We start from the raw sequence: 22108 nt of genomic DNA, 5'->3' as shown, positions 1-22108 counted from the left end.
TGGCTGACCCAGCCCACATATGCCTCTCGCTCAGGATGGCCCGACTGCCAGTAACGGCGATCACGCATGGCGCTGCGGAGGCCTGTCTCAGTGAGGGGGATAAGCGCCATGGCCTCCTCTCAGCGAACCAACGCGGCGAATATGTTCCTATTTTGTTCGTTCTGTCAAGGCAAGAATGGGCGGGCCAAGCCTCTCATCGCCGGTTCTCAATCCGTCCCGCTTAGGGTGATTCCAGCATCCGTCCTATGGCGCGACCCCTGATATGGCCGGCATAGGCGGGCCGGGTGAACATCTCGTTCACCCGCTCGATATGGACCTCGTTGTTGGAATTGCGCGGATAGGCCGCTTGCGCCTCCAGGAAGCGCTTGACCTCGCTCGGCGTCTCGAACCGGCCCGAGGCATAGCCTTCCAGGGCTTCGGCGATGATCGAGGCCAACGGCTCGTCCCGGACCAGCATCTTGCCGTGGCCGGCGACCCGCTCATAGCGATAGCCAATCGGCGCCCGCATGACCCAATAGCCATTCATCGCCCGCGCCCGCATCCGGTTCTTGGTCTGCTCGGCGTTCTTCTGGCGCTGATGCTGGGAGACGGACGCCAGCAGATTCTCGACCAGGATCGAGTCGGAATCCTCGCCGAACTCAATCGACGGGCTTTCGAGCTTGCCGCCCGCCTCGCGGAGCAGGTCGCGCAGATCCCAATGGCCACGAATGTCGCGGGCGAAGCGGCTGATATCGTCGATAATGACGACGCAGCCCGGACGCTTGCGAAGCGAGGCCAGCATCGCCTTCATCGCCGGGCGGTCGGCGCTGCCGCCGCTGGCATCGTCGCGGAACACTTCCGCGACCTCATAGCCCTTGTAGCCGGCATATTCGCGGCAGCGCGCCTCCTGGCTGCGCAGCCCATCGCCCTCGCGCACCTGCTTGGTGCCGGAAACGCGGCAATAGATGACGGCCTGGGCCAGGATGCTCTTTTTCATGGGTGGGACAGCGCTCCTCTCACTCGCCTTCGCCGCATCGGCGGAACGTGCCCGCCAGATCGCCGGTGTCGCCTGCTTTCTGTGTGTGCTGGAATCCTACCCTAGCGAGCGGCCTGCGATCACGCGCGCACTCATCTCTATCCCCAGCAATTCGCGCCAGCTGCGCAGGATCGTCGCCAAAGGCGCGATCCACGAAACTGCGCATGATCCGCCAGACAGCCTCCAGCAGCTCGGCCTTGCGAGCATCCGAGACATCGAGATGCTCGACATAGGACCAGTAGCGGCCAAGATCGCCGGAAGGCTCCGGCAACTTCGCCGAGGCGGCGCCATGCTTGGGAAAGTTGGTGTTCATCAAAAACGCCCTCCTTCCTGCTTCAACAACGGCGCTCGTTGACTATACAGAACAAAACAAGAACATACAAGGAATTTATTCCTGCTTACTGTCCTTGCTATTCGCTCTGCGGTGTTGCTGCGCCTTGCTTGATGCAGTGGAATGTAGGGCGGTCGTACCGGCGAGATCCATGCTCACAGCTGGGCTTTACCCAAGCAAAGGCGATGCAGCAGGCAATAGCGTGCGGCGCAAGTCATTGAAACAGAAAGGCAGCTTAGCTGTGGCAGCGAGCAGGAAGTCGAAAACGGCGCAGCCCGCCAATCGCTTCTACCGCTCGGCCAAACTCAGCGAATACCAGTTCAAGCGCGTGCTCTGGAGCTTTGCCAGGGATGAGCCGGCTGGCGAAGCCGCCCGGCAGATGACGCTCAGCGCCAACAGCATCGACGCCCTCTATAGCAAGCTGCGGATCTTCTTCACCGAACTCGGCGTGTTTACCGATATCTACGAAGGCCGGAACCCGGAGGACGGCACGCCGCTGGGCGAGGATATGGAAGGCTATGAGTTGCGCCTGATCGCTTTTCATCTGGAGCGGGTCAGCCGCAAGCGCCGGATGAAGCCGACCAGGATCGATGAGGTTGATTACAACTGGTGCGAAAGCCGCTGGCGGTTCGAATACCACATCCTGGCGGAAGGCCGACCATCGGAAGGACTTTACCGGATGATGTTCTCGCACCTGCTGGCGCATATTCGGGTCTCTGGCCCGGTCGGTGGAGAGCTGCGGAACAGGGATCGAAGCGAGGCCCTGATGGAGGAGCAGCTGGACCAGCGGCTGGCTTGGCTGGAACGGAATGCCCCTGCATTCAGGGATGAAGCGTCACGCTCTGAGTTACGTCGGTTAAGGAGGCATATATTAGCTAACTAAAATACCCATTGTGAACAAATCAATAAATATTGACTATTTTTTCTAATTTCCATAGAAATGGCTTATAAACTTATAAACTTATAAACTTATAAACTTATAAACAACAGGTCGCGCAGCATACGCGGTGACGGAAAGCGCTTATTATGTCCTTGCTAAAAAATTCTATAAAACTTGCGCCTATTTTTTTAGGGGTATCTATCGGTCCACTGGCGAATGAGATCGATCATGATCAATATGAAAACGCGCCGATACAATCACAATCGCAGGTGAGTAAAAATCCAAATGTCGCGTTGTCTATCGGTCTTGGCGCTTTAGGCGGAGGCCTTGTTGTTGGAGCTGTTGCTGGGGTCATCGCCTACGGAGTGAGAAGGTTTTAATCTTCCGATAGCATTGCTTCTAGATTCTTCTCCGGCTTTCTTCCATTCATCAAATTTCGCCGACTCGATCCTAGCTTGCAACCAATCGTGAAAAGACTGGATAGGATTCACAAGATCCCATTTCGGTCCGAGAGGTATTAGGCCGTTTTTGAAAGCAGCGTAGTACCACCAGATGAAAGTCTGACTGAAGCCTTTGATAATAATTTCTTCTCTTATTTTCTTCTCTCCGACAGAAATTCCTATAACTTTATAAGACCCAAGAAGAGCCCATAAATCATCGGCATCTTTGGAAAGATAAATTGGATCATCGGTGAACGAATTTTCTAGCCGACCGTCAGATAAAAAATGCCAAGCCTTGGAGCGTGTTTGATACATCGCATGAGAGTCAAATTGCTCAACGAGCCTTAGAGAAAAGTAGACTTTTTCTCTAGCCGCAGACAGCGCCAAGGGAATGAATGCGCCGATAACGCCTCCCGCAATAGACCCAATTGCTCCGCTAAAGAGCGCATTGTTCGTCAGATCGAAAGCCATAGGAGGCAACTCCTCTTAACTCAAAAGTCTAGGAAGCTTAAGCAGGCTACCATGAGGGATAGCGCAGAGTGCAAGATGTGCGCGGTAGTACCGCGCAATCTTGGCAAGGGGGCGGTGCCCGCCCCCGTTGCATCCCCCAAGCCCACCGTCTGGCCGTTGGATCGCCAGTCAGTGAGCCTCCGTGCTCCCACCACATGGCCACTGGGCGTGCCTGTCCCTTTGGATACGCGATGCGTTCAACATCGGGATAACAGGCGTTTCGGCTGCCGATCTCGATAAGAGGGGTTTAAGGATTATTTCAGTTGAGCGCGGGTCAGTTTGTAAGCAGCTAGGCATCCAACGGCGCATCGAATCTTAATGCGTTCGGGCGGCGAATTGAGCTAATCTCGACAGACGGAGGCGATACTTTGAAAATAGATAGTATAAGAATAGGAAATTTTCGTTGCTTCGGACCCGATGCAACGGAGTTTTCGTTACAAGGCTCCCTTACTACATTCGTTGGAAATAACGGTTCCGGGAAGACTGCACTCTTCGCGGCGCTTTCCAAGCTCTTTGGAGTTACGCAGCCGCAACGCGCTATCCACAAGCGGGACTTCCATATCCCTTTGGACGCTGTAGAGCTGGCGAACGGAACGATGATATCCATCGAGTGCGTGTTCAGCTTCCCCGAACTTGACGCAGAAGACGCCGACGACAGTGCGATACCAGACTTCTTTCACCACATGGCCGCGTCCGGAGAAGACGATCCTCTCAAGGTGCGGATACGTCTTCAGGCCGTATGGACCGACGACGGCACGCCTGAGGGAACGATTGAGGAGGAGGCCAGGTGGATCCCAACGCTCGGGAATGACTTCGTCTGGGACGAATGCCGTAAAGTTCAGCCGGTCGAACGAGGATCGATCCAGCTGATCTATGTCCCGGCCAGCAGGAATGCCTCGGACCAAGTCACCTCTCTGCTCAAAGGCCGTTTATGGAGGGCGGCGCGGTGGTCCACGGACTTGGCAAGGACGGCTACCGAAGGTGCCGAGGCAATCCAGAACCAATTCGAGGCAGAAGAGCCGACACAATTCATCACCGACCGGCTTGAGCGACGTTGGGGCGACCTGCATCGGGGAAATACTGACGCAAAGCCGATGCTCAGGCTTGTGGAAAGTCAAATCGGCGAGCTCGTGAAGCGCGCAGAGTTCGTATTTTTCCCCGATGAAACAGAGCGCACCCGCAGCGTCGAAGATTTAAGCGATGGGCAGCGGAGCCTTTTCCACATTGCTCTTACAGCGGCCACGCTTGAAATCGAAAAGGATGCCCTCGCCGAGGCCGCTGAAGATTGCGCATTCGATCAGGAGAAGCTTCGTCGCGTTCATCTTACGATCCTAGCCATCGAGGAGCCCGAAAATAGCCTGTCGCCGTTCTTTCTCTCGCGGATCATGACGCAAGCGCGTGGGATCGGCGGCATGGAGGGAGCGCAGGTTGTCGTCTCCAGTCACAGCGCGAGTATCCTCGCCAGAACTGAGGCCGATGAGGTTCGCTATTGCCGCTTAGAGGAGGAAACACGCGAGGCACGAGTGCGTGCTCTCACGCTTCCGGCAGCTGCAACAGATGAGGGAAAGTACGTTCGGCTCGCGGTGAAAGCTTATCCGGAACTCTATTTTGCGCGCTTTGCGATACTGGCGGAAGGTGCCTCAGAATCCATCGTAATCCCACGCATTGCTGAAGCCATGAATGTGCCACTCGACCCTTCGTTTGTTCCGATCGTCCCGCTCGGCGGCAGGTTTGTGACGCATTTTTGGAGGCTCTTGAACGATCTCGATATCCCTTACGCGACACTTCTCGATCTCGACCTTGGCCGAAAGCACGGTGGTGCAAAGGCCATCAAATACGCGGTCGAGCAGCTTGCAGAAATTGGCAACGATCTCTCGGGTAATAAGCTGATCATCGATGGAGAGATCGACCTCGATGAGATCGATGAGATAGACGACGCGGAGTTGCTGTCCGAGGACCAAGATCATCCTTGGCTTAAAGCATTGCGCCGAGAGAGCGTTTACTTTTCCTCCCCGATCGATCTTGATTTTTCAATGCTTCGTCTATTCTCGGCGGCTTATCAAAAGCCACGAGAAGGTGGCTATGGGCCCCGCACCTCAGCAGCCGCAGTTGCGGAAAAGAAGAGCGTCACCCTCAAAACCGGAGGAAACCCTGATCTCTATCCCGCTGAATGGGACGATGAGTTCGCGTGGTACCCCTACCTGTTCTTGAGCGACAGCAAGCCAGAGTCGCATCTTCGAGCACTCACTGAAATTGATAGCGAGCAACTTGCGAGCGATGCGCCCGAAGAACTTTGTCGATTGATAACTCGCGTCAAAAAGAAACTTGCCCTGTGACACGCGTGCGCCCTGAGAACTGGGTACCACAGGGGGTCGATAGCCTAGAAGATCGGGCCTTGGTCGCGCTCCGAGAGACCACCCAATGCGTCTGTGTGACGGCTGGAGCAGGAGCAGGGAAGACAGAATTTTTGGCGCAGAAGGCCGCTTATCTTTTGCAAACTGGACTTTGCCCAAGTCCCAGGCGCGTCCTTGCTATCAGCTTCAAGCGAGACGCGGCGCTGAACCTCTCGGAGCGTGTTCGCCGGCGTTGCCCGGATGAAGGCCATCGTTTTGTATCGATGACCTTCGATGCCTTCACTAAAGGGATCGTCGATCAGTTCCGCGACGCGGTACCTGAATTTTACCGACCTCCCGCCAATTATCAAATCTCGTTCCCGACACGTGACATCATCGAGGACTTCCTCAATCGCCATGACGCACAGGATGTGGATTGGCGAAACATCGACCACGCCGTTTCGAACACGAAGCTGCCTCTTGAGGGAGCGTCACTCCAACCACGGATGAGGGGGCTTCTAGAGGCTTACTGGCGAGATCAATTCGAAGGCGGTGAGCAGGCGTACCTTACATTCCCAATGATAAACCGCATCGTTGAACGCATGGTCCGTGATAACCCTCATGTGCGGAAGGCTCTCCTCGCGACTTATCCCATTGTCTTTCTTGACGAATTTCAGGATACGACTACCGCGCAATACGAAGTGCTGATGGCGGCGTTCCATGGCAGCCGCTCGGTGCTTACGGCGGTAGGCGACGACAAGCAGCGAATCATGGGCTGGGCTGGCGCGATGCGAGACTCGTTCGCGCGGTTTACCGCTGATTTCAACGCCCGGCCTGTGACGCTTCTCTCGAACTGGCGGTCGCACGAGGACTTAGTAGCGATCCAGCACCTGATTGCGACCGCTATTGACGAGGATGTCGAGGCCGTAGTCGCGCGTCGCCCCCGGCAGGTCGATGGAGATGTCGCCGCAATCTGGCAGTTTCGGACCCGCGAGGGAGAGGTTGAATATCTCGCAGAATGGATTGCTGGCGAGGTTCAAGACGGCCAGATCGAGCCCCACCGCATCGCCATCCTTGTTCGCAACTATGCAGATCGGGTGGAGCGGGAGATTCTTCCGGCCTTTGCGGCAAGGAACATCGCTCTCCGGAATGTTGCCCGGATGGTCGGCGGTGTCGCCATACAAGACCTTCTCTCCGAAGAGCTGACTGAGTGCCTCATCCCTTTTTTGCGTCTGGGAGCAAAAAGGCGCGATCGGGAAGCCTGGTCACAGGCACAGACTCAAATGCAGAGGCTTGCGGCAATTTCCGACGGAGATGAGGTAGGTCTTCGACGGATGGCGATCAGGACGGAGGCCCTTTGCCGTACAGTTAGGGCATATATGCAGGCAAACTCGCCCGAACAGGTCGATACAACCGCGCTTGTGCACATGCTGATCGATGAGATCGGCGAAGAGTCTATTCGACAAAGCACGCCTTCATATTCCAGAGCGAGCGATTTCAACCGCGTTCGGTCGGGGTTCGTGGCACTGCTAGAAGAATGCCGGGCGAGCGGCGGGACGTGGACCGATGTGCTGGATCGGCTAGTGGGCAAGGGCCAAGTGCCATTGATGACCGTGCACAAGAGCAAGGGACTAGAATTCCACACGATCGTATTCTTTGGTCTAGATAATCGAAGCTGGTGGAGCTTGACCCCGCAGAACGAAGAGGAGTTGAACTCATTTTTTGTCGCGTTCACGCGAGCCGAGCAACGCGCCTTTTTCACATGTTGCAGCGAGCGCGGCGGGCGTATCGCCTGGCTCGAACGCATCCTCGGCGAATCATTGTCCCGACAGTATCCGGGGGCTGAATAGGACACCCTCCTCAGCGTTGCGGCCTTGAGGTCGTAAACGATACTTGGGGCTTCGCCCCCAGCGCGCTTCGATGCGCCTTCCACCCAGCTTCGGTCGCTTTGCTCCCTACAGCCGGGTCCCTGTGAAGGCGCATCTCCGCTTGCACCCCCATTCTCGCCGAAGGGCAGAGGTTCAGACGAGCTGAACCTCTCTTAAAACAGGCAGATGAGTCCGCAGCGCTTGACAGGCGCGCGTGCCTATCCAACCTTCTGCCTCACATCCCGAAGCATTCCAGCCATCTCCGGCCTCCTCCAGAACTCCGGCATATCCACGGTAAAGAACCCAGCATCCCGCGCATCGAGGAGGCCGCATTCACCGCCCACGGCCTCCCTTATATCCTCCACCTGGAGCAGCGGGCGCGATTGCTCGGTGAGGTTATCGCCCGAGCCGTTCACCTGGTTGTTGTTGTGGTTGAAGCCCCGCACCATCACCGAGGTGCGGCCCGAGCGATGCTCGATCTCTTTCAGCGTCTCGAGGTCCGGCAATCCCCGATAGAGGGTATGCGCCACCGCCTTCTTCCAGATCCGCGCCATCTCCCGCCCATAGCGGGCTTCAATTTGCGCCCCGGCATTCTGGAAGACGCCGAGGAAGTTGATCCCGGCCTGGCGGTAGAGGGTCAGGATCTCATGGAAATTCGAGACATAGAGCTGGCCCCATTCCTCGCCGATGACCAGCGCCCGCAAGTCTCCATGGGCATCGGCGAAGCGCTCGATGATTGCCGCCGTCATCGCCCCGACAAAGGCGCGGCTGGTCTCGCTGCGCGCCGAGCCGATGATGAAGAGCGCGGTGCGCTCGCCCTTCATCTCTGCCGGATCGAAGGAATTGCTTTCGCTCACCGCCCGCGCCGCCATGCCGGGCTGGAAGCCCTGCAAGCGCTCAATGATGGTGGAGGAGTAGGCGTTCCACTGATCCGTCGAGGCGGTGAGGCTCGCGACCAGCCGGCACATGCCGGATTCCTCGGCCATCTTCTTCTGGCTGGCCCAGACCAGCAGATCGCCCGCAATCTCCTCTCGGCCCCGCCCGAAAAAATCCCACAGGCCGCCCGGCGTGCAAGGCCGGCTTTTGGCCGGATAGAGGGCGGCGATCTTATTATAAAGCGCAAAGCAGGTCCGCACCCCCTGGCCGATCCAGCGATGATTAGGCGATGGATCGACCGGCACCAGGAAGCTCGCCGCATCATAGGCGGCTTCGCCCACCAGCGGACGCAAGGCCGGATTGGCCGCGACCTCCAGCAGCCGCGTATTGATGTTGAAGCTCTCACTCGGATAGCCGTAGAGCCTGCCGGGGTTAATGAAGCGGACCCGGTAGCCCTGGCGCTCAAGCGTCTTCCAGGACAGCCAGGCCAGCTCCGCATCCTTGGGATCGGTGATGATCTTGGTCAGATGCGCGGTGCGCGGCGAGACCAGATTGACGCCAAGGAACCGGGTCAGCTTGCCCTTGCCGGCCTGGGCATCGATCGCCACCGGCTCTCCGTACCGTCATAGAGCAGCGGGCGCCCTTCGAAGAAGCCCAGCTCAATGCCAGGCCGCACCTTGCGCGGCGAGAACGCCACCCCGCTCATAGGAGGCCGGCGCGGCGCAGCGCCTCCCGGTCATTGAGGCGGGCATGGCCAAGCGAGCCGCTGGGATGGGCAATCAGCATCGCCCGCAGCTGCGCTGCGGCCTGTGCCTCGGCCCGCATCCGTGCAAGCCGCGCCTCGGCGGCATCCTCCCAGGAAAGACGCTGCTGTGCGTGCGATTCGAACATCCAGAAGAACTGATAGATCTCCATCAGCCGTCCGAAGCTCATCCCTTCAGCTCCTCGTCATCGTCCCAGCTCGCATAGCGGAAGGGCGGCTCCTTCGGGCGCTGCGCCGAGGCGCCGCCAGAAGGCGCATTGGGAGAAGAGCCATGAGGACCATGCGGCGGCATCCGCTCCGCCACGCCATCGATGGTCGGCGGGATCGCCCCTTGTGGCGGCATCACCTGCACCGCCTGATCTTGCGCCAGCGCAATCTCAACGCCGATGGAGCCGAGCGCATAGCCGCCGACAATCAGATAGGGCCAGAAGTCCGGCTTGATCCAGAACTGGAAGAGGAGTGCGCAGAACAAGGCAAAGACCGGCACCAGCACCATGCCGAGAAGACCGCGCCCGACAAAGCGGCGCGCCTCCTCAGGGGTGATATGCAGCTTGCCAAGGGTGAAAGGCTGGTTCCAGGCGAGCAGGCAGAAGATCGTAAAGATGAAGGAGACGAAGACAGCCAGCGCGAAGATGAAGGCGGCCATCGCCAGGATGGCGAAGCCGACCAGCGCAAAGCCCATCGCCAGGACCGCGCCTTCATTGCTGTTGTTGTTGGAGGACATCTTTCAGCACTCCTATGTTGAAGGGTTGCTTCAGCGATTGAGGTGAAGACCAAGGCCCAGGCCACGCCCGGCGCCGCGCTCGCTGGCATCGAGCCGGCGCGAAGGCGCCGCCTCCTGGCCGCGCGAGAAGCGCCAGAAGCGCCCGATATCCTCGCGCAGTTCGAGCAGCTGCTTGGCTTGGTCCTGGCGCAGCTCCTTGAGGCCGGCCTGGAGCGCTTGGCGCTCCGTCAGCTGCGCCTCGATCAAGCTCTCGCGCTCGGCCTCATGGCGCTTTGCGCTCTCGCGGGCTTCGGCCTCCAGGCCGGCCCGCATCTCCTGGTATTGCCCGGTGACGCGGAACCAGAGACCGCGCAGGCCCTTGGGCAAGCGGGCCTGGCGGTCACGGGCTTCCAGCCGCTGCGCCGCCTGCTGGCGTTCCTCCAGCCGCTCGCGCGCGGCGCGATGCTGGTCCGTCATCGCCTGCTTGGCTTCGCCAAGGCGGGCGGCGCGATCCTGGAATTGCTCCTTGCTTTCCGCGACATGGCGGCGGAGCGCCGGGGTCATGCGTTGGCCGATGATCTTCCGGCTGGCCTCGACGCTGGCGAGATCGGCACCGTCGCCAAGCCGGTCCCGCACTTCCTTGGTTTTGAGATCGAGCAGCCGGGGCAGCGCATGAACCTCGCCGCCATGATCGAGAACGACGAGGCCGCGCTTGTCGCCCTTGGCGAGAAGGAAGCCGCGCTCCTCCAGGCTGCGGATGAACGCTTGGCGGTTATCGGAGCGCTTCCAGCAATCCTGCAACGTCGCTTTAAGCCAGCGCGGATCGATCCCCTGGCGCCTGGCCTGTTGCCATTCCGCCAAGCTGAAATTGGTCGGGTTGCGCTCAGCCGCATTCTCCAGGCCGCGCGGCATGGTCCAGCCATGCTCCAGATAGAGATCGCGGCTGATCCCCATCAGCTTCTTCTTGTAGAAGGACATGGGCCGGGCGGTCATGGTCTGCGCATCGATCCGCGACCAGACGCAATGGGCATGGCGCCGGCCTTCCTTCTCATGAAAGACAATCGCGCGCGGCTGGCCTTCCAGGCCAAGCCGGCGCTCGACCCTGGCAACGGCCAGCTCGAAGCTCTCGACCGAGACCTTCTCTTGCTCGGGCGGGCTCAAAGACAGCGAGAACAGATATTGCCGGCAGCGGGTGCCCCGGCTGATCGCTTGCGCCTCCTTGAAGGCGCCTTTGAGATTGTCCGAGGCAAAGCCGCGCAGCTCATGGAGGCGGACATGCTCGTTGTCGTCGGTGCGCATCAGATGGACGGCCAAATCCTGGCCGCCGCTGCGCTGGGAGCCTTTGAGGATCATGGGCTGTCCTCCGCCTTGAGGCCGAGCGCCGCGACCAGCAGGCGGCGGATCTCCCGGACCAGCGCCAGCGCCTCTTGCAGCTCGGCCTCAATCTCGGGCGAGACCGGGAGCGCGCCGATATGAGCGAGATGGGCCAGCTGGTTGAGGTTGCTGGCAAGGCACGATTGGCCGAGCAGGGCCAGGATTTGCGCAAGCGCTTTCTGGTCGGCCACCTTATGGCCGCTCCGCCGCAGGCGGGCCGGCGCGGTCTCCCCGAGGATCTTGGCTTTGATATAGGCGCCGAGCGGAGCGCCCGCGGCCTCCACAGCCAAGCGGGCGCGTTCGGCTGGGCTCAGGCGGATGCTAAAGGGCGGAAGCCGCTTTTGAGGTTGAGGAGAGCCTGGCGCGGTGGTGGCCGCGCTGAAGGTGCCATTCAATGACATGACGGCCCCCGCTACGGCGAGGGCGGGCGCGGCTGCGCCAGCGACGTGTCTTTAAGGATGTGCTCCCATTCGGCCAGTTCATCAAAGATCCGGTTCGCCTCCTCACCGGATAGGCGCACCATTTTCTCTTCTGAAAATCAATCACTTAGCTGTAGAAGACTTGGGCTAGCGCAGCGCCGCCGTGCTGGCACATAATTCGCACCGCGCTCGCCGAAGCTTGCTTTTTCAGCGACCTATCCAGCAGCCAGAATGCCGTTAGCACAGAGCTAGCACAGCCACCCCAGCGGTCCTCCGCAGGGATGCGACGATCCTGCGTGCTTTTGCCGGAGTGCGAGGGGTCTTAGGAGGGCTGCTGAGGGGCCAGCGGTAGCCGGGCAGCGTTGTGGAGACTGCGCATACGGACGCCCCCTTCTCGAGCCTCTCCGTGACGCTCACAGAACTGCCGTTATATTGGTAAGCGGTAGTCTTCAACCTCCGGATTCTGCCAACTTTCTCCTGCCTCAAGGTCCGGGGGCCTGAGAGCGCAGGCCGTCGGGTGGCTCCCTGGAGCAAACTCCATTTCAACCCGGGGTGCACCCAGGCAGAGCGGCCAGAAACTCACTGGCCCCCGTTCTTGTTAGCCCATGAGCGCCGTTGCCGGATGAAGGGCATGTTTGCCCGAAGCGGCTCTGCAGCCGGGTCCAGGACGAGAGGGCACGTTATGGTTTCCATGTCCGCCTCAAGATTTCTCAGGCCACTCCATCCCCTGCACGCAATCCTGCTTGCATTTCCTTTTCCGCTGTTCCTGGGCGCGCTGCTCAGCGACATAGCCTACTGGAAGAGCTTCCAGGTTCAGTGGGCCAATTTCTCATCATGGCTTATTGCCGGCGGATTACTCGTCGGTGCCTTTGCCGCGCTTTGGGCGCTGATCGATCTGCTTCGCAGCGGAGCGGCACGCAGAAAGCATGTAGCCATCTATTTCGCCGTGCTGCTCACGACGTGGGTGCTTGGCTTCTTCAACGCCCTCGTCCACGGCAAGGACGCCTTTGCGGTCATGCCGGAAGGTCTTTATCTATCGGCGGTCGTTGCGCTCCTCGCGCTTGCTGCGTCCTGGATGGGTTACTCCGGCTTTCAATCCAGGGAGGTGGAATGATGCGCACAGTCTTTCTGATCGGCGTTGCAGCGATCGCGCTCTCCGCCTGCGACGGCGACCCGGGCCCGCAGCCACGCGGCTCCAACCCGGAACTCCCGGAAGCTCAACGCGGCCTCCTGCCCGACATGAAGATTCCGAGGCCGACGGCTTGGGGCGACGACCGCCCGACAGTGCCACAGGGATACAGGGTCGAAGCCATCGCCACGGATCTCAGGATCCCGCGCCAAACCCTGGTCCTGCCCAACGGTGACATCCTGGTTGCCGAGGGATCGGGCGGCCAGGCGGCGCCTCTACTCCGCCCCAAGGACTTCATCGCGGGCTTCATCAAGAGGCTGGGCAAGAGTTCGGCGGGAAGCGGCAACCGGCTGACGCTGCTGCGCGACGCAGATGGTGATGGTACCTACGAGGCCCGGGGCATCTTCGCGGACAATCTCAATGGTCCCTATGGTCTCGCGCTGGCCAATGGCGCCATCTATGTTGCCAACCAAGATTCGCTGGTGCGCTTCGCCTATCGTGATGGCCAGACCGAGGCGAGCGGCCCCCCGACATTGGTTACGGAGTTGCCGTCGGCGATCAATCACCACTGGACGAAGGCATTGACCGCCAGCCCCGATGGCCGCTTCCTGTATGTCGGCATCGGATCCAACAGCAACATCACCGAACGCGGGATGGCGGCCGAGGTCGACCGGGCCATGGTGTGGCAGATCGATGCACAGACAGGCGCGCACAGGCCTTACGCAACTGGCCTCCGCAATCCTACCGCCCTCGCCATTCAACCAGGAACGGACCAGCTCTGGGCGGTTGTGAACGAGCGGGACGAGATCGGCCCCAACCTTGTCCCAGATTACCTGACTTCAGTGCGTGAGGGCGGCTTCTACGGATGGCCCTACAGCTATTGGGGGCAGAACGTCGATCCTCGCGCGCAACCGCAGGATCCGCAAAAGGTCGCCTCGGCCATCCGCCCGGACTACAGTCTGGGCGCACATGTGGCAGCCCTGGGCCTGGCCTTCTCCACCCCGGCCATGGGGGCGGATTTCGCCGAAGGGGTGTTTGTCGGTGAGCATGGCAGCTGGAACCGCAGCCCGCCCGACGGCTACAGGGTGGTCTTCGTGCCGTTCCGCGACGGCCGGCCCTCCGGTGACCCGATCGATTTTGTATCCGGCTTCCTGAAGGATGATGAGAGCGCGCGTGGCCGGCCGGTCGGAGTGTCGGTGGATCCACGCGGCGCTTTGATCGTCGCCGATGACCTGTCGAACACGGTGTGGAGGGTTACGAGGAGCCCGCCACAACAGGCTGCAGCATCATTACCCAGCGGAGGGCAGAGCCCTCAAGCTCGCTGACGCCGCAAGGCAGGCGGCGGCGCCGGGCTGATCGACCATGTTCGGCAAGTAAGTGCGGCAGGCCTCCCTTGAGGCTGCCGCTCTGTCAACCAGGCGCCCCATGCAAGCCAGGGCAGGTTCCCCGCCTGAACCGATCATCAAAAATTGCATTTTTTCTCACTGGATGATACTGGCTTGTCCGTCTGCCTCGTGTAGCCTTCGCTCCGGAGGACCATTCATGCCCAGCATCAGTGACGCACTTCGGGAGGCACTCAGGCAATATCTGGTGGAGCAGTGCGCCTCCGCAGAAGATCCGACGCCGCGGGTTGATGCTCTCCGCGCATCGCTCGATCGCGTGTTGCAGAGGGTGCCCGTACAGGGCGATGCGATCCGCGACATGAGCATGCGGGCGCAAATCGCGGCCGAGCTTCACACGGCCTTGGACCAGCTTGTCTCAGCCCATATCCAGGACCAGCAGCAGCCCCCTTCTGCGTAGCCGGCCGCTGCGAGCGAGAGAGAGGGCAAAAGGTCGCCGCGGGGGCCGATTTGGGAACTCTCCTCCTGACGCAGGAAGCCCTCAGCGGGACCGGCCGACGAACACCGCGGAGCGGCTCCGGCCAAATTCATGCTCCAGTACGAGCCGGGCGATCTCCGCGGCGATCTTGCCGCCACCCTGGACGGAAGGCTCGATCGGGTTGGCGAAGTCGCCATCCTCATTGCAGACGAGCCGGAGGTCGATGACTGGCAAGCCGCGCGCGAAGGCTTCACGCGTGATCACGTCGTTGAACAGCGCCAGTCCTGTCGTTCCGATCTTTCGGCGCACCAAGTCGGGAAAACGTGGGTCGTAGATCGTGCAGACTGTCGTGGGCAGGCCCCGGCCAACCACCGCATCCAGCATCTCCCGGTAGCTCCGCTGGAACTCGGTCTGTACTGCCGCAAGGCGGACCAGGGCCTCACCCACACTTCCCACCCGCTCCCCCAGCACGCGCTCGTGCCAGAGCGCGTCATTGCCGCCCGCACTAATGACCAGGTGCGTGGCACCAGCCGGCAGGCGGGGGAGCTGCTGGTTCACGCCGGCGGCCACCGCGCCGTCCATGGCCGCCAGGCTGGCTCGCCACCCCGGCGGCAGGTCGCCACGAAGCTGTGTGACCACATCCGGTCCACCCGCGACATAGGCCTTGTTGTCGAAAATGGAGTCCCCCAGCAGCACGATGTGCCCTGCTTGTCGGCCGCCTGTGGCTGCCATAGCCGTCTCTCCTATTCTTCTGCCCGCCCCTGCCATTCCGGTCGCAGGTCCCTGCTCATCCGCTCCAGCTTCCCACCGGCATAGAAGCGCGCAACCATGGCGCTGGAGGGACCACTGTTCTTCGCCCGACGAGGCACCTCCACCGCAGCGATGATCTGCTGGCTGATACAGAAATGCCGGAAGGAGCAGCTGGTTCGCCACCTGCCGCGATGATCCGTCAGCAGCCCCGCTTCATGGATTCAAGGTTCGGGACTTGCCCTCCCCACGCAGCCGCGGCCGGGCGTTCCGCCGGGCGGGCGGCTCCCTCCTCCCCTTCCATCAGGCATCGTCGTCTGGCGGGCTGGGGCGGCCCCATGCGCCCTGCACCGGCGCCGGGCACTGCCGCGGAGGGCAGAATGCGGGCATCCGGACGATGGCGGCCCATCCTGGAGCTGCCCCCCGGGCCAGGTTAGCGGCAATTGCTGGCTTGGAACCGCATCCAGAACAGGTTTGCGACGCCTGCAAGGCCCCCATCGAACCACTCAATCGTCTTCATCGAAAAAAATTGCTTCGCTCGATTGCATGGCGTGCCTAACCTGCCCTCAAAACGTCCAGGAGAGGGTCAAGACCATGGATACAAATCCCAGCGGTCCACTGAGCTGCCCGATGAAGAAGCCGGCCGCGTTGCGCTCCCTGCTGGGGCGGACCAACCGCGACTGGTGGCCGAACCAGCTCTCGCTCGACATGCTCCATCAGAAGGGTCTCAGCGGAAACCCGATGGGCGATGACTTCGACTATGCGAAGGAGTTCCGGTCGCTCGACTATGCGGCGGTGAAGAAGGACCTTCACGCGCTGATGACCGACAGCCAGCCCTGGTGGCCGGCCGACTACGGCCATTACGGCCCCTTCTTCATCCGCATGGCCTGGCACAGTGCCGGCACCTACCGCACGGGCGATGGCCGCGGCGGCTCCTCCTCAGGCTCGCAGCGCTTCGCGCCGCTCAACAGCTGGCCCGACAACGCCAACCTCGACAAGGCGCGCCGCCTGCTCTGGCCGGTCAAGCAGAAATACGGCCGCAAGCTGTCCTGGGCCGACCTGATGATCCTGGCCGGCAACGTCGCCATCGAATCCATGGGCGGGCCGGTCTTCGGCTTCGGCGGCGGCCGCGTGGACGTCTTCGAGCCCGAGAAGGACATCTACTGGGGCACCGAGGAGGAGTGGCTGGGCGACACCCGCATCACCGAGGAGAAGGTGCTGGAGAGCCCGCTGGCCGCCATCCAGATGGGCCTGATCTACGTCAATCCCGAGGGCCCGGGTGGCGAGCCCGATCCGGTCCGCTCGGGCCGCGACATCCGCGAGACCTTCGCGCGCATGGGCATGAACGACGAGGAGACCGTCGCACTTACCGCCGGCGGCCATACCTTCGGCAAGTGCCACGGCGCGGGCGACCCCTCCAAGGTCGGCAAGGAGCCCGAGGGTGCCGACATCGCGCAGCAGGGCCTCGGTTGGCAGAGCGGCCACGAGACCGGCATCGGCGACCACACCATCACCAGCGGCCTGGAGGGCGCCTGGACGCCGAACCCCATCCAGTGGGACGGCGGCTATTTCCATATGCTGCTCGACTACGACTACGAGCTGGTGACCAGCCCTGCCGGCGCCAAGCAGTGGCAACCCATCAATCAGAAGCCCGAGGACATGGCGCCGGGCGCGCACAGCCCCCATCGCCGCCTGCCGACGATGATGACGACCGCCGACATGGCGATGAAGGAGGACCCGGTCTACCGGAAGATCTCGGAGCGGTTCCGCGACAATCCAGACCAGTTCGCCGATGCCTTCGCACGCGCCTGGTTCAAGCTGTGCCACCGCGACATGGGCCCGAAGGTGCGCTACCTCGGCCCCGAGGTTCCGGCCGAGGACCTGATCTGGCAGGACCCGATCCCGGCGGCGGATTACGCACCGATCGATGCCGAGGATGTTGCGCATCTCAAGCAGAAGATCCTGGCCTCCGGCCTCACCATTGCCGAGCTGGTGGCGACCGCCTGGGCCTCGGCCTCGACCTATCGCGGCTCGGACCACCGGGGCGGCGCCAATGGCGGGCGCATCCGGCTCGCGCCGCAGAGGGACTGGGACGTGAACGAGCCCGAGCGGCTCGCCCGGGTGCTGAAGGTCTATGAGGACATCAAGGCCGATTTCGACAGTGCGGCTCAAGGTGGCCAGGAGGGGCGCGGCAAGAAGGTCTCGATCGCCGACCTCATCGTGCTCGGCGGCTCGGCCGCGATCGAGAAGGCGGCGAAGGATGCGGGACATGATGTCGAGGTGCCCTTCACCCCGGGTCGCACCGATGCCTCGGCCGAGCAGACCGACGTCGAGAATTTCAAGCCGCTGGAGCCGCGCGCCGACGGCTTCCGCAACTACCTCCAGGTCGCGTTCAACGTCCCCACCGAGGAGCTGCTGATCGACCGCGCCCAGCTCCTCGGGTTGAGCGCGCCGGAGATGACCGTGCTCGTCGGCGGCCTGCGCGTGCTGGGCGCCAACCATCGCGGACAGAAGGAAGGCGTGCTCACCGAGCGCCCGGGCCAGCTCACCAACGACTTCTTCGTCAACCTGCTGGACATGGGCACGGCATGGAAGCTGGTGGACGGGCACGCGGACGAGGTCTTCGTCGGCACCTGCCGCAAGACCAATGCGGAGAAGTGGACGGCGACGCGCACCGACCTCGTCTTCGGCTCCAACTCGCAGCTCAGGGCGCTTTCCGAGGTCTATGCGGCGGCCGATGCAGGCAGGAAGTTCGTTGACGACTTCGTCGCCGCCTGGACCAAGGTGATGAACGCCGACCGCTTCGACCTGGCCCGAACCTGACCTTCCGGCGGCTCGCCATGCGGTGAGCCATTCCCCGCCGCGGCGCCTCGGCGCCGCGGCACCGGATGGGGTCACGCGAGAGGGACGACCGATGCGTCGCTGCGACGTGGATCAACTGGATTCGGGCCAGACCTACTGGGTGCCGGCGGTCGTTTCGCCAGAACGGGACTGGGCGGGGGCGCCCGGCTGCCGGAAAGGCGCGAGATACATGGTCAATTGCCTGACGCTCCGGGCCAGCCGGGACGAGTTCGAACCGTTCGACAGCCAGCTCAGCTGCCTGCGCTGGATCATGCGCAACCGGGCGCACCTCAACCGCACGCTCCCCGGCGCCCGGATACGCGCCGTTGCGCTGGACCGATGGCTCCTGGGCCTGGACTGAGCGGGCCGGCGAGACGGAGCGCGATCTTCGCGTGCAGCAACCGCGCGGCTTGATCGGGCGCGCAGCTCGGCCATAGCGCTTCACCGCCCGATCGGGCGGCCGGTCACCCCTTCAGTACCCCCACCCAGAACAGCGATGCCTGGCCGACATCCAGATCATGCTTGCGGACAAAGTCGAGCATGCCATCCCGTCGCACATGGAACAGTGCCAGACCGGCTGGCACCATCCGCCCGGCCTCGTCTGGCATGAGCCGCGGCCGCGAACTGGCCGCCACCAGGATCCGCCCCGCAGGATCGAGCGCGAAGCTCCGCACATGCACCCCGCGCGGATCCACCCTCTGCACCAGCGTGGCCGCGCTGCCCTCCGGATCGATGCGGAAGACGGCGATTTCGTTCTCGCCGCCGAGCTGACGCTGGCCGTCACCTTCAGGGGCGACCCAGTCGCTGCGGTTGGCCAGATAGAGATGCCGTCCGTCAGGGCCGCAGCGGATGGCGCCCGCAGCCTGGTGCGGCATCGCCGGGCCGGCGAGCGTGCTGACCGAGAACAGCGGACGATCCGACACCCTCCGGCCATCCCAGGCGAAGCCCTGCAAGAGGTTCTGCCGCTCGACCGAGACGAACAGCCGGCGATGACCGGGGTGGAAGTCGAGGTGCCGGGGGCCGAAGCCGTATCCACCATCCGGCGCCACCGTCTGCGCCGGTGCCAGTGCGCCATCATGCCAGTCGAACAGCAGCAGGGCGCCAGGGTCCTCCGGGCGCCCGGCGCTCGCATCGCTGCCGCGGCAGACCAGGACCACCTGCCGGCCACCAGGCAGCACGCGCACCTGATGGGCATAGTGGCCGAAATGCAGGCCGGCGGCCTGCGGCACGGCGGCGCCGATCGCGCCATCCGCCTCCAGGCGATGCACCAGGAGCAGGCTCGGGTCGTTGCAGGCGGTCAGCAGGTGGCGGCCGGCAGCATCGGCGGTCACGTGGATCGGCCGGGTCGGCAACGGCACCGGGGCGCCATGCGGCAACAGGCAGCCCGCCGCGGCATCGAGGCGCAGCGCGGTGAGCGCATGCCGCTCCCCTTTGCGCCCGCCCGCCCGATCGCTCGACGCCCCATAGAGGAGCGGCCGGTGCGGGTGCTGCCCAACATACTGCACGGCAGCCGGCAGAGTGATGCCGCCGCGCGGCGTCAGCACCAGCGCTTCCGCCTCCAGCTCGAACAGGTGCAGGGTGGAACCGATAGCGGCGACGATGAACAGGCGGCGTGGCGTGCCGGCCATGGCGCTCATGCCCATTCCGGTGCCGCGCGCATCTCGGCGCGGCCAGATTTGCCTGGGCGCATCAGGGCACCGATGGGGCAATGCATCTTGAACGCTTCGCGCCCTGTGGCCACCGAGGCGCGGACGGCCTCGCCCAGCAGGCCGAGATGGGTCCAGGGCGGCGTGAGCAGCCGCAAGCGGCTGATGGAAGGGTCGCCGCGGACTTGCCGGACCTCCACCACCACCGGGATGTGGTGCGCCGCGGCAAAGGAGCCATGGCGTTCGCGGCAGGGGCTCCAGGCCACCACGATCTCGGCGCCCCCGGCCAGCCCGGCCAGCCCGGCCAGCGCCAGGACGTACTTCCTCGCCGCCATGCCCAGCCCGATGATGCCGCTGCTGCGTTTCAGCATGCTTCCCCTGCGCCTCCCCACGCCATTTTTGGTCCGCTCTTGCATCGGATCCCGGTTCCCGGCAGGATATACGATGACCTGACAGGCAATGAAGCAGGCATGAGCGGGAGGAGACCAGGAAACGATGCCTGGACGCTGCGATCTGCCCCACCTGGCACCCTCCGCCGCTGGCGGTTCTCCCGCCCAGCCAGCCTCCCGCGCCCGCGCGGTGGAGCGGGCCTAGCACCATGGCCCCGCGGCAGCGCATCCTGATCACCGGCGCCGCCGGCCGCATCGGGCAGTCGCTCGCCACTCTGCTTCCACGAGATGGACGGCGCCTCCGCCTGTTCGACCGCCACCCAGCCACGCCCGGCTCCGAGGAAGACGAGATCCTCGCCGGCGACATGCTGGACCCCGCCCATCTCGCGACGGCGATGGAAGGCTGCGATGCGGTGGTGCATCTGGCGGCCGAGAAGCGCGCCTTCAGTGATGACCATGCCTCTGTCCTGGCGCTGAACTGCATCGGTGCGCAAGCGGTGTTCGAGGCGGCTCGGCAGGCCGGGGTGCGCCGCTTCGTCTTCGCCTCCAGCCACCATGCGGTCGGCGAATACCCGATCGGGCAGCCGGTGCCGCCGCAGGCACTGCCGCGCCCGGACGGGCTTTACGGCGCAAGCAAGGTTTTCGGCGAGGCGGTGGGCCAGCTCTACGCCGATGTCCACGGCATGGCCGTCGTGTCGATCCGGATCGGCGCCTTCCAGGACGCGCCAACCACCCCGCGGCAGCTCGTGGTCTGGATCAGCCCGCGGGACATGGCAGCCCTGGTGGACCGCGCGCTGGTCGCGGAGCTGGACGGCCATCGCGTCGTCTATGGCTATTCGGGAAATCCTGCCAACCCGACGAGAGACCCCGGTTGGGCGCAGCTGGGCTATGTGCCCTGCGATGCCGCGCGACCGGAACACCTGACCCTGCCCCCGCCCGACACACGGCTGGGAGGGAGAGTGCCTCGCTAGGCGCGCGCCGCTGATCCGGCCAGGGCCGGAGCACGCCGCGACCCAAGCGATCGGAGCCGGGAACGCCCGCCGGATGAAGGGCTGGGCCGCCTCCCGGACGCCTTCTCGCCGCCGGCGGCCGCCGGCGACGGCGCGGAATGGCCCATCAGACCCTTGTCTGCAGAGGCCGAAGGAGTTCGGGAGGAACGGAAAGCATGAAGATCGAACGCATCGGTGTCCGCATTTTCACCCACACCACCAAGAAGGAGCGCGACATCGATGGCCACACCCATCCTGGCCCGGCACGGCAGACCCGCAGCGCGCTGCTGACCATCACCGCTGACGACGGCAGCGAAGGGCATGTGGCGGGCTCGCCGGAGCTGCTGCGGCCGCACCTGCTCGACGGCTTCATCCGCCCGACCCTGCTGGGGCAGGACCCTTTCCTGCGCGAGAAGCTGTGGCTGGCCCTCACGCACTGGCAGCGCGGCAGCACCGGCCAGCTCACCGACCGCACCGTCGCCCTCGTCGAACTGGCGCTGTGGGACCTCGCCGGGCGCAAGCTCGGGCAACCCGTCTGGAAGCTGATCGGCGGCTACCGTGACAAGGTACCAGCCTATGGCAGCACCATGTGCGGTGACGAGATCCCCGGCGGTCTCGCCACCCCGGAAGACTACGGCCGCTTCGCCGAACAGCTGATCGCCAGGGGCTACAAGGCCATCAAGCTGCACACTTGGATGCCGCCGGTCAGCTTCGCGCCCTCGGTCGCCATGGACATCAGGGCCTGCGCCGCGGTGCGCGAGGCGGTCGGCCCGGACGTGCCGCTGATGCTCGATGCGAACCACTGGTACAGCCGCACAGAGGCGCTGGAACTCGGCCGCGCGCTGCAGAAGCTGAACTACTACTGGTTCGAGGAGCCGATGGAGGAAAGCTCCATGTCCTCCTATGCCTGGCTTGCGCTGGCGCCCGGCGATTACGATGAGCGGTAATCGGCAATTATGATGAGCGCCCGGCGGTGCGGCGGAGGGTGGGCGTAGCCCGCCCGGAGCCGTTCCGCCGGGCGAGCGCGCCTGCGGATG

General features: G+C 63.1%; 21 protein-coding genes. 10 read left to right on the top strand and 11 right to left on the bottom strand.

The window, feature by feature from the left end:
- Nucleotides 1-220 precede the first annotated feature (220 nt).
- Both QMO56_RS04350 and QMO56_RS04345 read right to left on the bottom strand, forming a co-directional pair.
- Nucleotides 221-976, bottom strand: a complete 756-nt coding sequence (locus QMO56_RS04350; RefSeq protein ID WP_283523819.1) for a recombinase family protein — start codon at nucleotides 974-976, stop codon at nucleotides 221-223.
- Between the two features lie 19 nt (nucleotides 977-995).
- Nucleotides 996-1328 carry a hypothetical protein gene (locus QMO56_RS04345; protein ID WP_283523818.1) on the bottom strand — a complete coding sequence of 111 codons (333 nt, stop codon included), beginning with the start codon at nucleotides 1326-1328 and terminating at the stop codon, nucleotides 996-998.
- Between QMO56_RS04345 and QMO56_RS04340 the strand changes: the two genes are divergently transcribed.
- The gene (locus QMO56_RS04340) at nucleotides 1321-2229 is read left to right on the top strand and encodes a hypothetical protein (RefSeq protein WP_283523817.1); all 909 of its coding nucleotides are present in this window, start codon (nucleotides 1321-1323) and stop codon (nucleotides 2227-2229) included. The genes QMO56_RS04345 and QMO56_RS04340 overlap by 8 nt on opposite strands.
- 311 nt (nucleotides 2230-2540) lie before the next feature.
- Here the strand turns inward: QMO56_RS04340 and QMO56_RS04335 are convergent, their stop codons facing one another.
- Nucleotides 2541-3137 carry a hypothetical protein gene (locus QMO56_RS04335; protein ID WP_283523816.1) on the bottom strand — a complete coding sequence of 199 codons (597 nt, stop codon included), beginning with the start codon at nucleotides 3135-3137 and terminating at the stop codon, nucleotides 2541-2543.
- A gap of 407 nt (nucleotides 3138-3544) precedes the next feature.
- Between QMO56_RS04335 and QMO56_RS04330 the strand changes: the two genes are divergently transcribed.
- Together QMO56_RS04330 and QMO56_RS04325 are read left to right on the top strand one after the other, a co-directional pair.
- Nucleotides 3545-5512 carry an ATP-dependent endonuclease gene (locus QMO56_RS04330; protein WP_283523815.1) on the top strand — a complete coding sequence of 656 codons (1968 nt, stop codon included), beginning with the start codon at nucleotides 3545-3547 and terminating at the stop codon, nucleotides 5510-5512.
- Complete coding sequence (locus QMO56_RS04325) at nucleotides 5509-7359, top strand: ATP-dependent helicase (protein WP_349362339.1); 1851 nt, start codon at nucleotides 5509-5511, stop codon at nucleotides 7357-7359. Before QMO56_RS04330 ends, QMO56_RS04325 begins: the two co-directional genes overlap by 4 nt.
- A gap of 236 nt (nucleotides 7360-7595) precedes the next feature.
- Here the strand turns inward: QMO56_RS04325 and QMO56_RS04320 are convergent, their stop codons facing one another.
- The 5 genes from QMO56_RS04320 to QMO56_RS04300 form a co-directional block, all read right to left on the bottom strand.
- Nucleotides 7596-8861, bottom strand: a complete 1266-nt coding sequence (locus QMO56_RS04320) for a type IV secretory system conjugative DNA transfer family protein (RefSeq protein WP_283523814.1) — start codon at nucleotides 8859-8861, stop codon at nucleotides 7596-7598.
- A gap of 94 nt (nucleotides 8862-8955) precedes the next feature.
- Nucleotides 8956-9186, bottom strand: coding sequence for a hypothetical protein (locus QMO56_RS04315; RefSeq protein WP_283523813.1), 231 nt, complete (start codon nucleotides 9184-9186; stop codon nucleotides 8956-8958).
- The gene (locus tag QMO56_RS04310) at nucleotides 9183-9740 is read right to left on the bottom strand and encodes a hypothetical protein (protein WP_283523812.1); all 558 of its coding nucleotides are present in this window, start codon (nucleotides 9738-9740) and stop codon (nucleotides 9183-9185) included. The genes QMO56_RS04315 and QMO56_RS04310 overlap by 4 nt, the downstream gene beginning before the upstream one ends.
- 30 nt (nucleotides 9741-9770) lie before the next feature.
- Nucleotides 9771-11072 carry a relaxase/mobilization nuclease domain-containing protein gene (locus QMO56_RS04305; protein WP_283523811.1) on the bottom strand — a complete coding sequence of 434 codons (1302 nt, stop codon included), beginning with the start codon at nucleotides 11070-11072 and terminating at the stop codon, nucleotides 9771-9773.
- Nucleotides 11069-11383: a hypothetical protein gene (locus tag QMO56_RS04300; RefSeq protein WP_283523810.1), complete on the bottom strand. Its 315-nt coding sequence runs from the start codon at nucleotides 11381-11383 to the stop codon at nucleotides 11069-11071. The genes QMO56_RS04305 and QMO56_RS04300 overlap by 4 nt, the downstream gene beginning before the upstream one ends.
- Nucleotides 11384-12194: 811 nt before the next feature.
- On the opposite strand from QMO56_RS04300, the gene QMO56_RS04295 reads away from it, so the two are divergent.
- The 3 genes from QMO56_RS04295 (at nucleotide 12195) to QMO56_RS04285 (ending at nucleotide 14441) form a co-directional block, all read left to right on the top strand.
- Nucleotides 12195-12626, top strand: coding sequence for a DUF2231 domain-containing protein (locus QMO56_RS04295; protein WP_283523809.1), 432 nt, complete (start codon nucleotides 12195-12197; stop codon nucleotides 12624-12626).
- Nucleotides 12623-13966: a sorbosone dehydrogenase family protein gene (locus QMO56_RS04290; protein WP_283523808.1), complete on the top strand. Its 1344-nt coding sequence runs from the start codon at nucleotides 12623-12625 to the stop codon at nucleotides 13964-13966. The genes QMO56_RS04295 and QMO56_RS04290 overlap by 4 nt, the downstream gene beginning before the upstream one ends.
- 217 nt (nucleotides 13967-14183) lie before the next feature.
- Nucleotides 14184-14441, top strand: a complete 258-nt coding sequence (locus QMO56_RS04285; protein ID WP_283523807.1) for a hypothetical protein — start codon at nucleotides 14184-14186, stop codon at nucleotides 14439-14441.
- Nucleotides 14442-14522: 81 nt separating this feature from the next.
- Here the strand turns inward: QMO56_RS04285 and QMO56_RS04280 are convergent, their stop codons facing one another.
- Complete coding sequence (locus tag QMO56_RS04280; RefSeq protein WP_283523806.1) at nucleotides 14523-15191, bottom strand: SGNH/GDSL hydrolase family protein; 669 nt, start codon at nucleotides 15189-15191, stop codon at nucleotides 14523-14525.
- Nucleotides 15192-15800: 609 nt separating this feature from the next.
- Between QMO56_RS04280 and katG the strand changes: the two genes are divergently transcribed.
- Both katG and QMO56_RS04270 read left to right on the top strand, forming a co-directional pair.
- On the top strand, nucleotides 15801-18029 hold the full coding sequence (katG, locus tag QMO56_RS04275; RefSeq protein ID WP_408906503.1) for a catalase/peroxidase HPI: 2229 nt from the start codon (nucleotides 15801-15803) through the stop codon (nucleotides 18027-18029).
- A gap of 91 nt (nucleotides 18030-18120) precedes the next feature.
- Nucleotides 18121-18408: a hypothetical protein gene (locus QMO56_RS04270; protein ID WP_283523804.1), complete on the top strand. Its 288-nt coding sequence runs from the start codon at nucleotides 18121-18123 to the stop codon at nucleotides 18406-18408.
- Nucleotides 18409-18511: 103 nt separating this feature from the next.
- On the opposite strand, the gene QMO56_RS04265 is transcribed toward QMO56_RS04270, so the two are convergent.
- On the bottom strand, nucleotides 18512-19684 hold the full coding sequence (locus QMO56_RS04265; protein WP_283523803.1) for a beta-propeller fold lactonase family protein: 1173 nt from the start codon (nucleotides 19682-19684) through the stop codon (nucleotides 18512-18514).
- The gene (locus QMO56_RS04260; RefSeq protein WP_283523802.1) at nucleotides 19681-20064 is read right to left on the bottom strand and encodes a hypothetical protein; all 384 of its coding nucleotides are present in this window, start codon (nucleotides 20062-20064) and stop codon (nucleotides 19681-19683) included. Before QMO56_RS04260 ends, QMO56_RS04265 begins: the two co-directional genes overlap by 4 nt.
- A 227-nt stretch (nucleotides 20065-20291) precedes the next feature.
- On the opposite strand from QMO56_RS04260, the gene QMO56_RS04255 reads away from it, so the two are divergent.
- Nucleotides 20292-21053, top strand: coding sequence for an NAD(P)-dependent oxidoreductase (locus QMO56_RS04255; protein WP_283523801.1), 762 nt, complete (start codon nucleotides 20292-20294; stop codon nucleotides 21051-21053).
- 194 nt (nucleotides 21054-21247) lie between these two features.
- Complete coding sequence (locus QMO56_RS04250) at nucleotides 21248-22018, top strand: enolase C-terminal domain-like protein (protein WP_283523800.1); 771 nt, start codon at nucleotides 21248-21250, stop codon at nucleotides 22016-22018.
- The last annotated feature ends 90 nt before the right edge of the window (nucleotides 22019-22108 follow it).

Origin of the sequence: Roseomonas sp. E05 (assembly GCF_030063475.1) — a bacterium.
In the GTDB taxonomy this organism is placed as follows: Bacteria; Pseudomonadota; Alphaproteobacteria; order Acetobacterales; family Acetobacteraceae; genus Pseudoroseomonas.
Note: the sequence above shows the minus strand (reverse complement) of the source record. Positions and strands in the feature narration are given on the sequence as shown.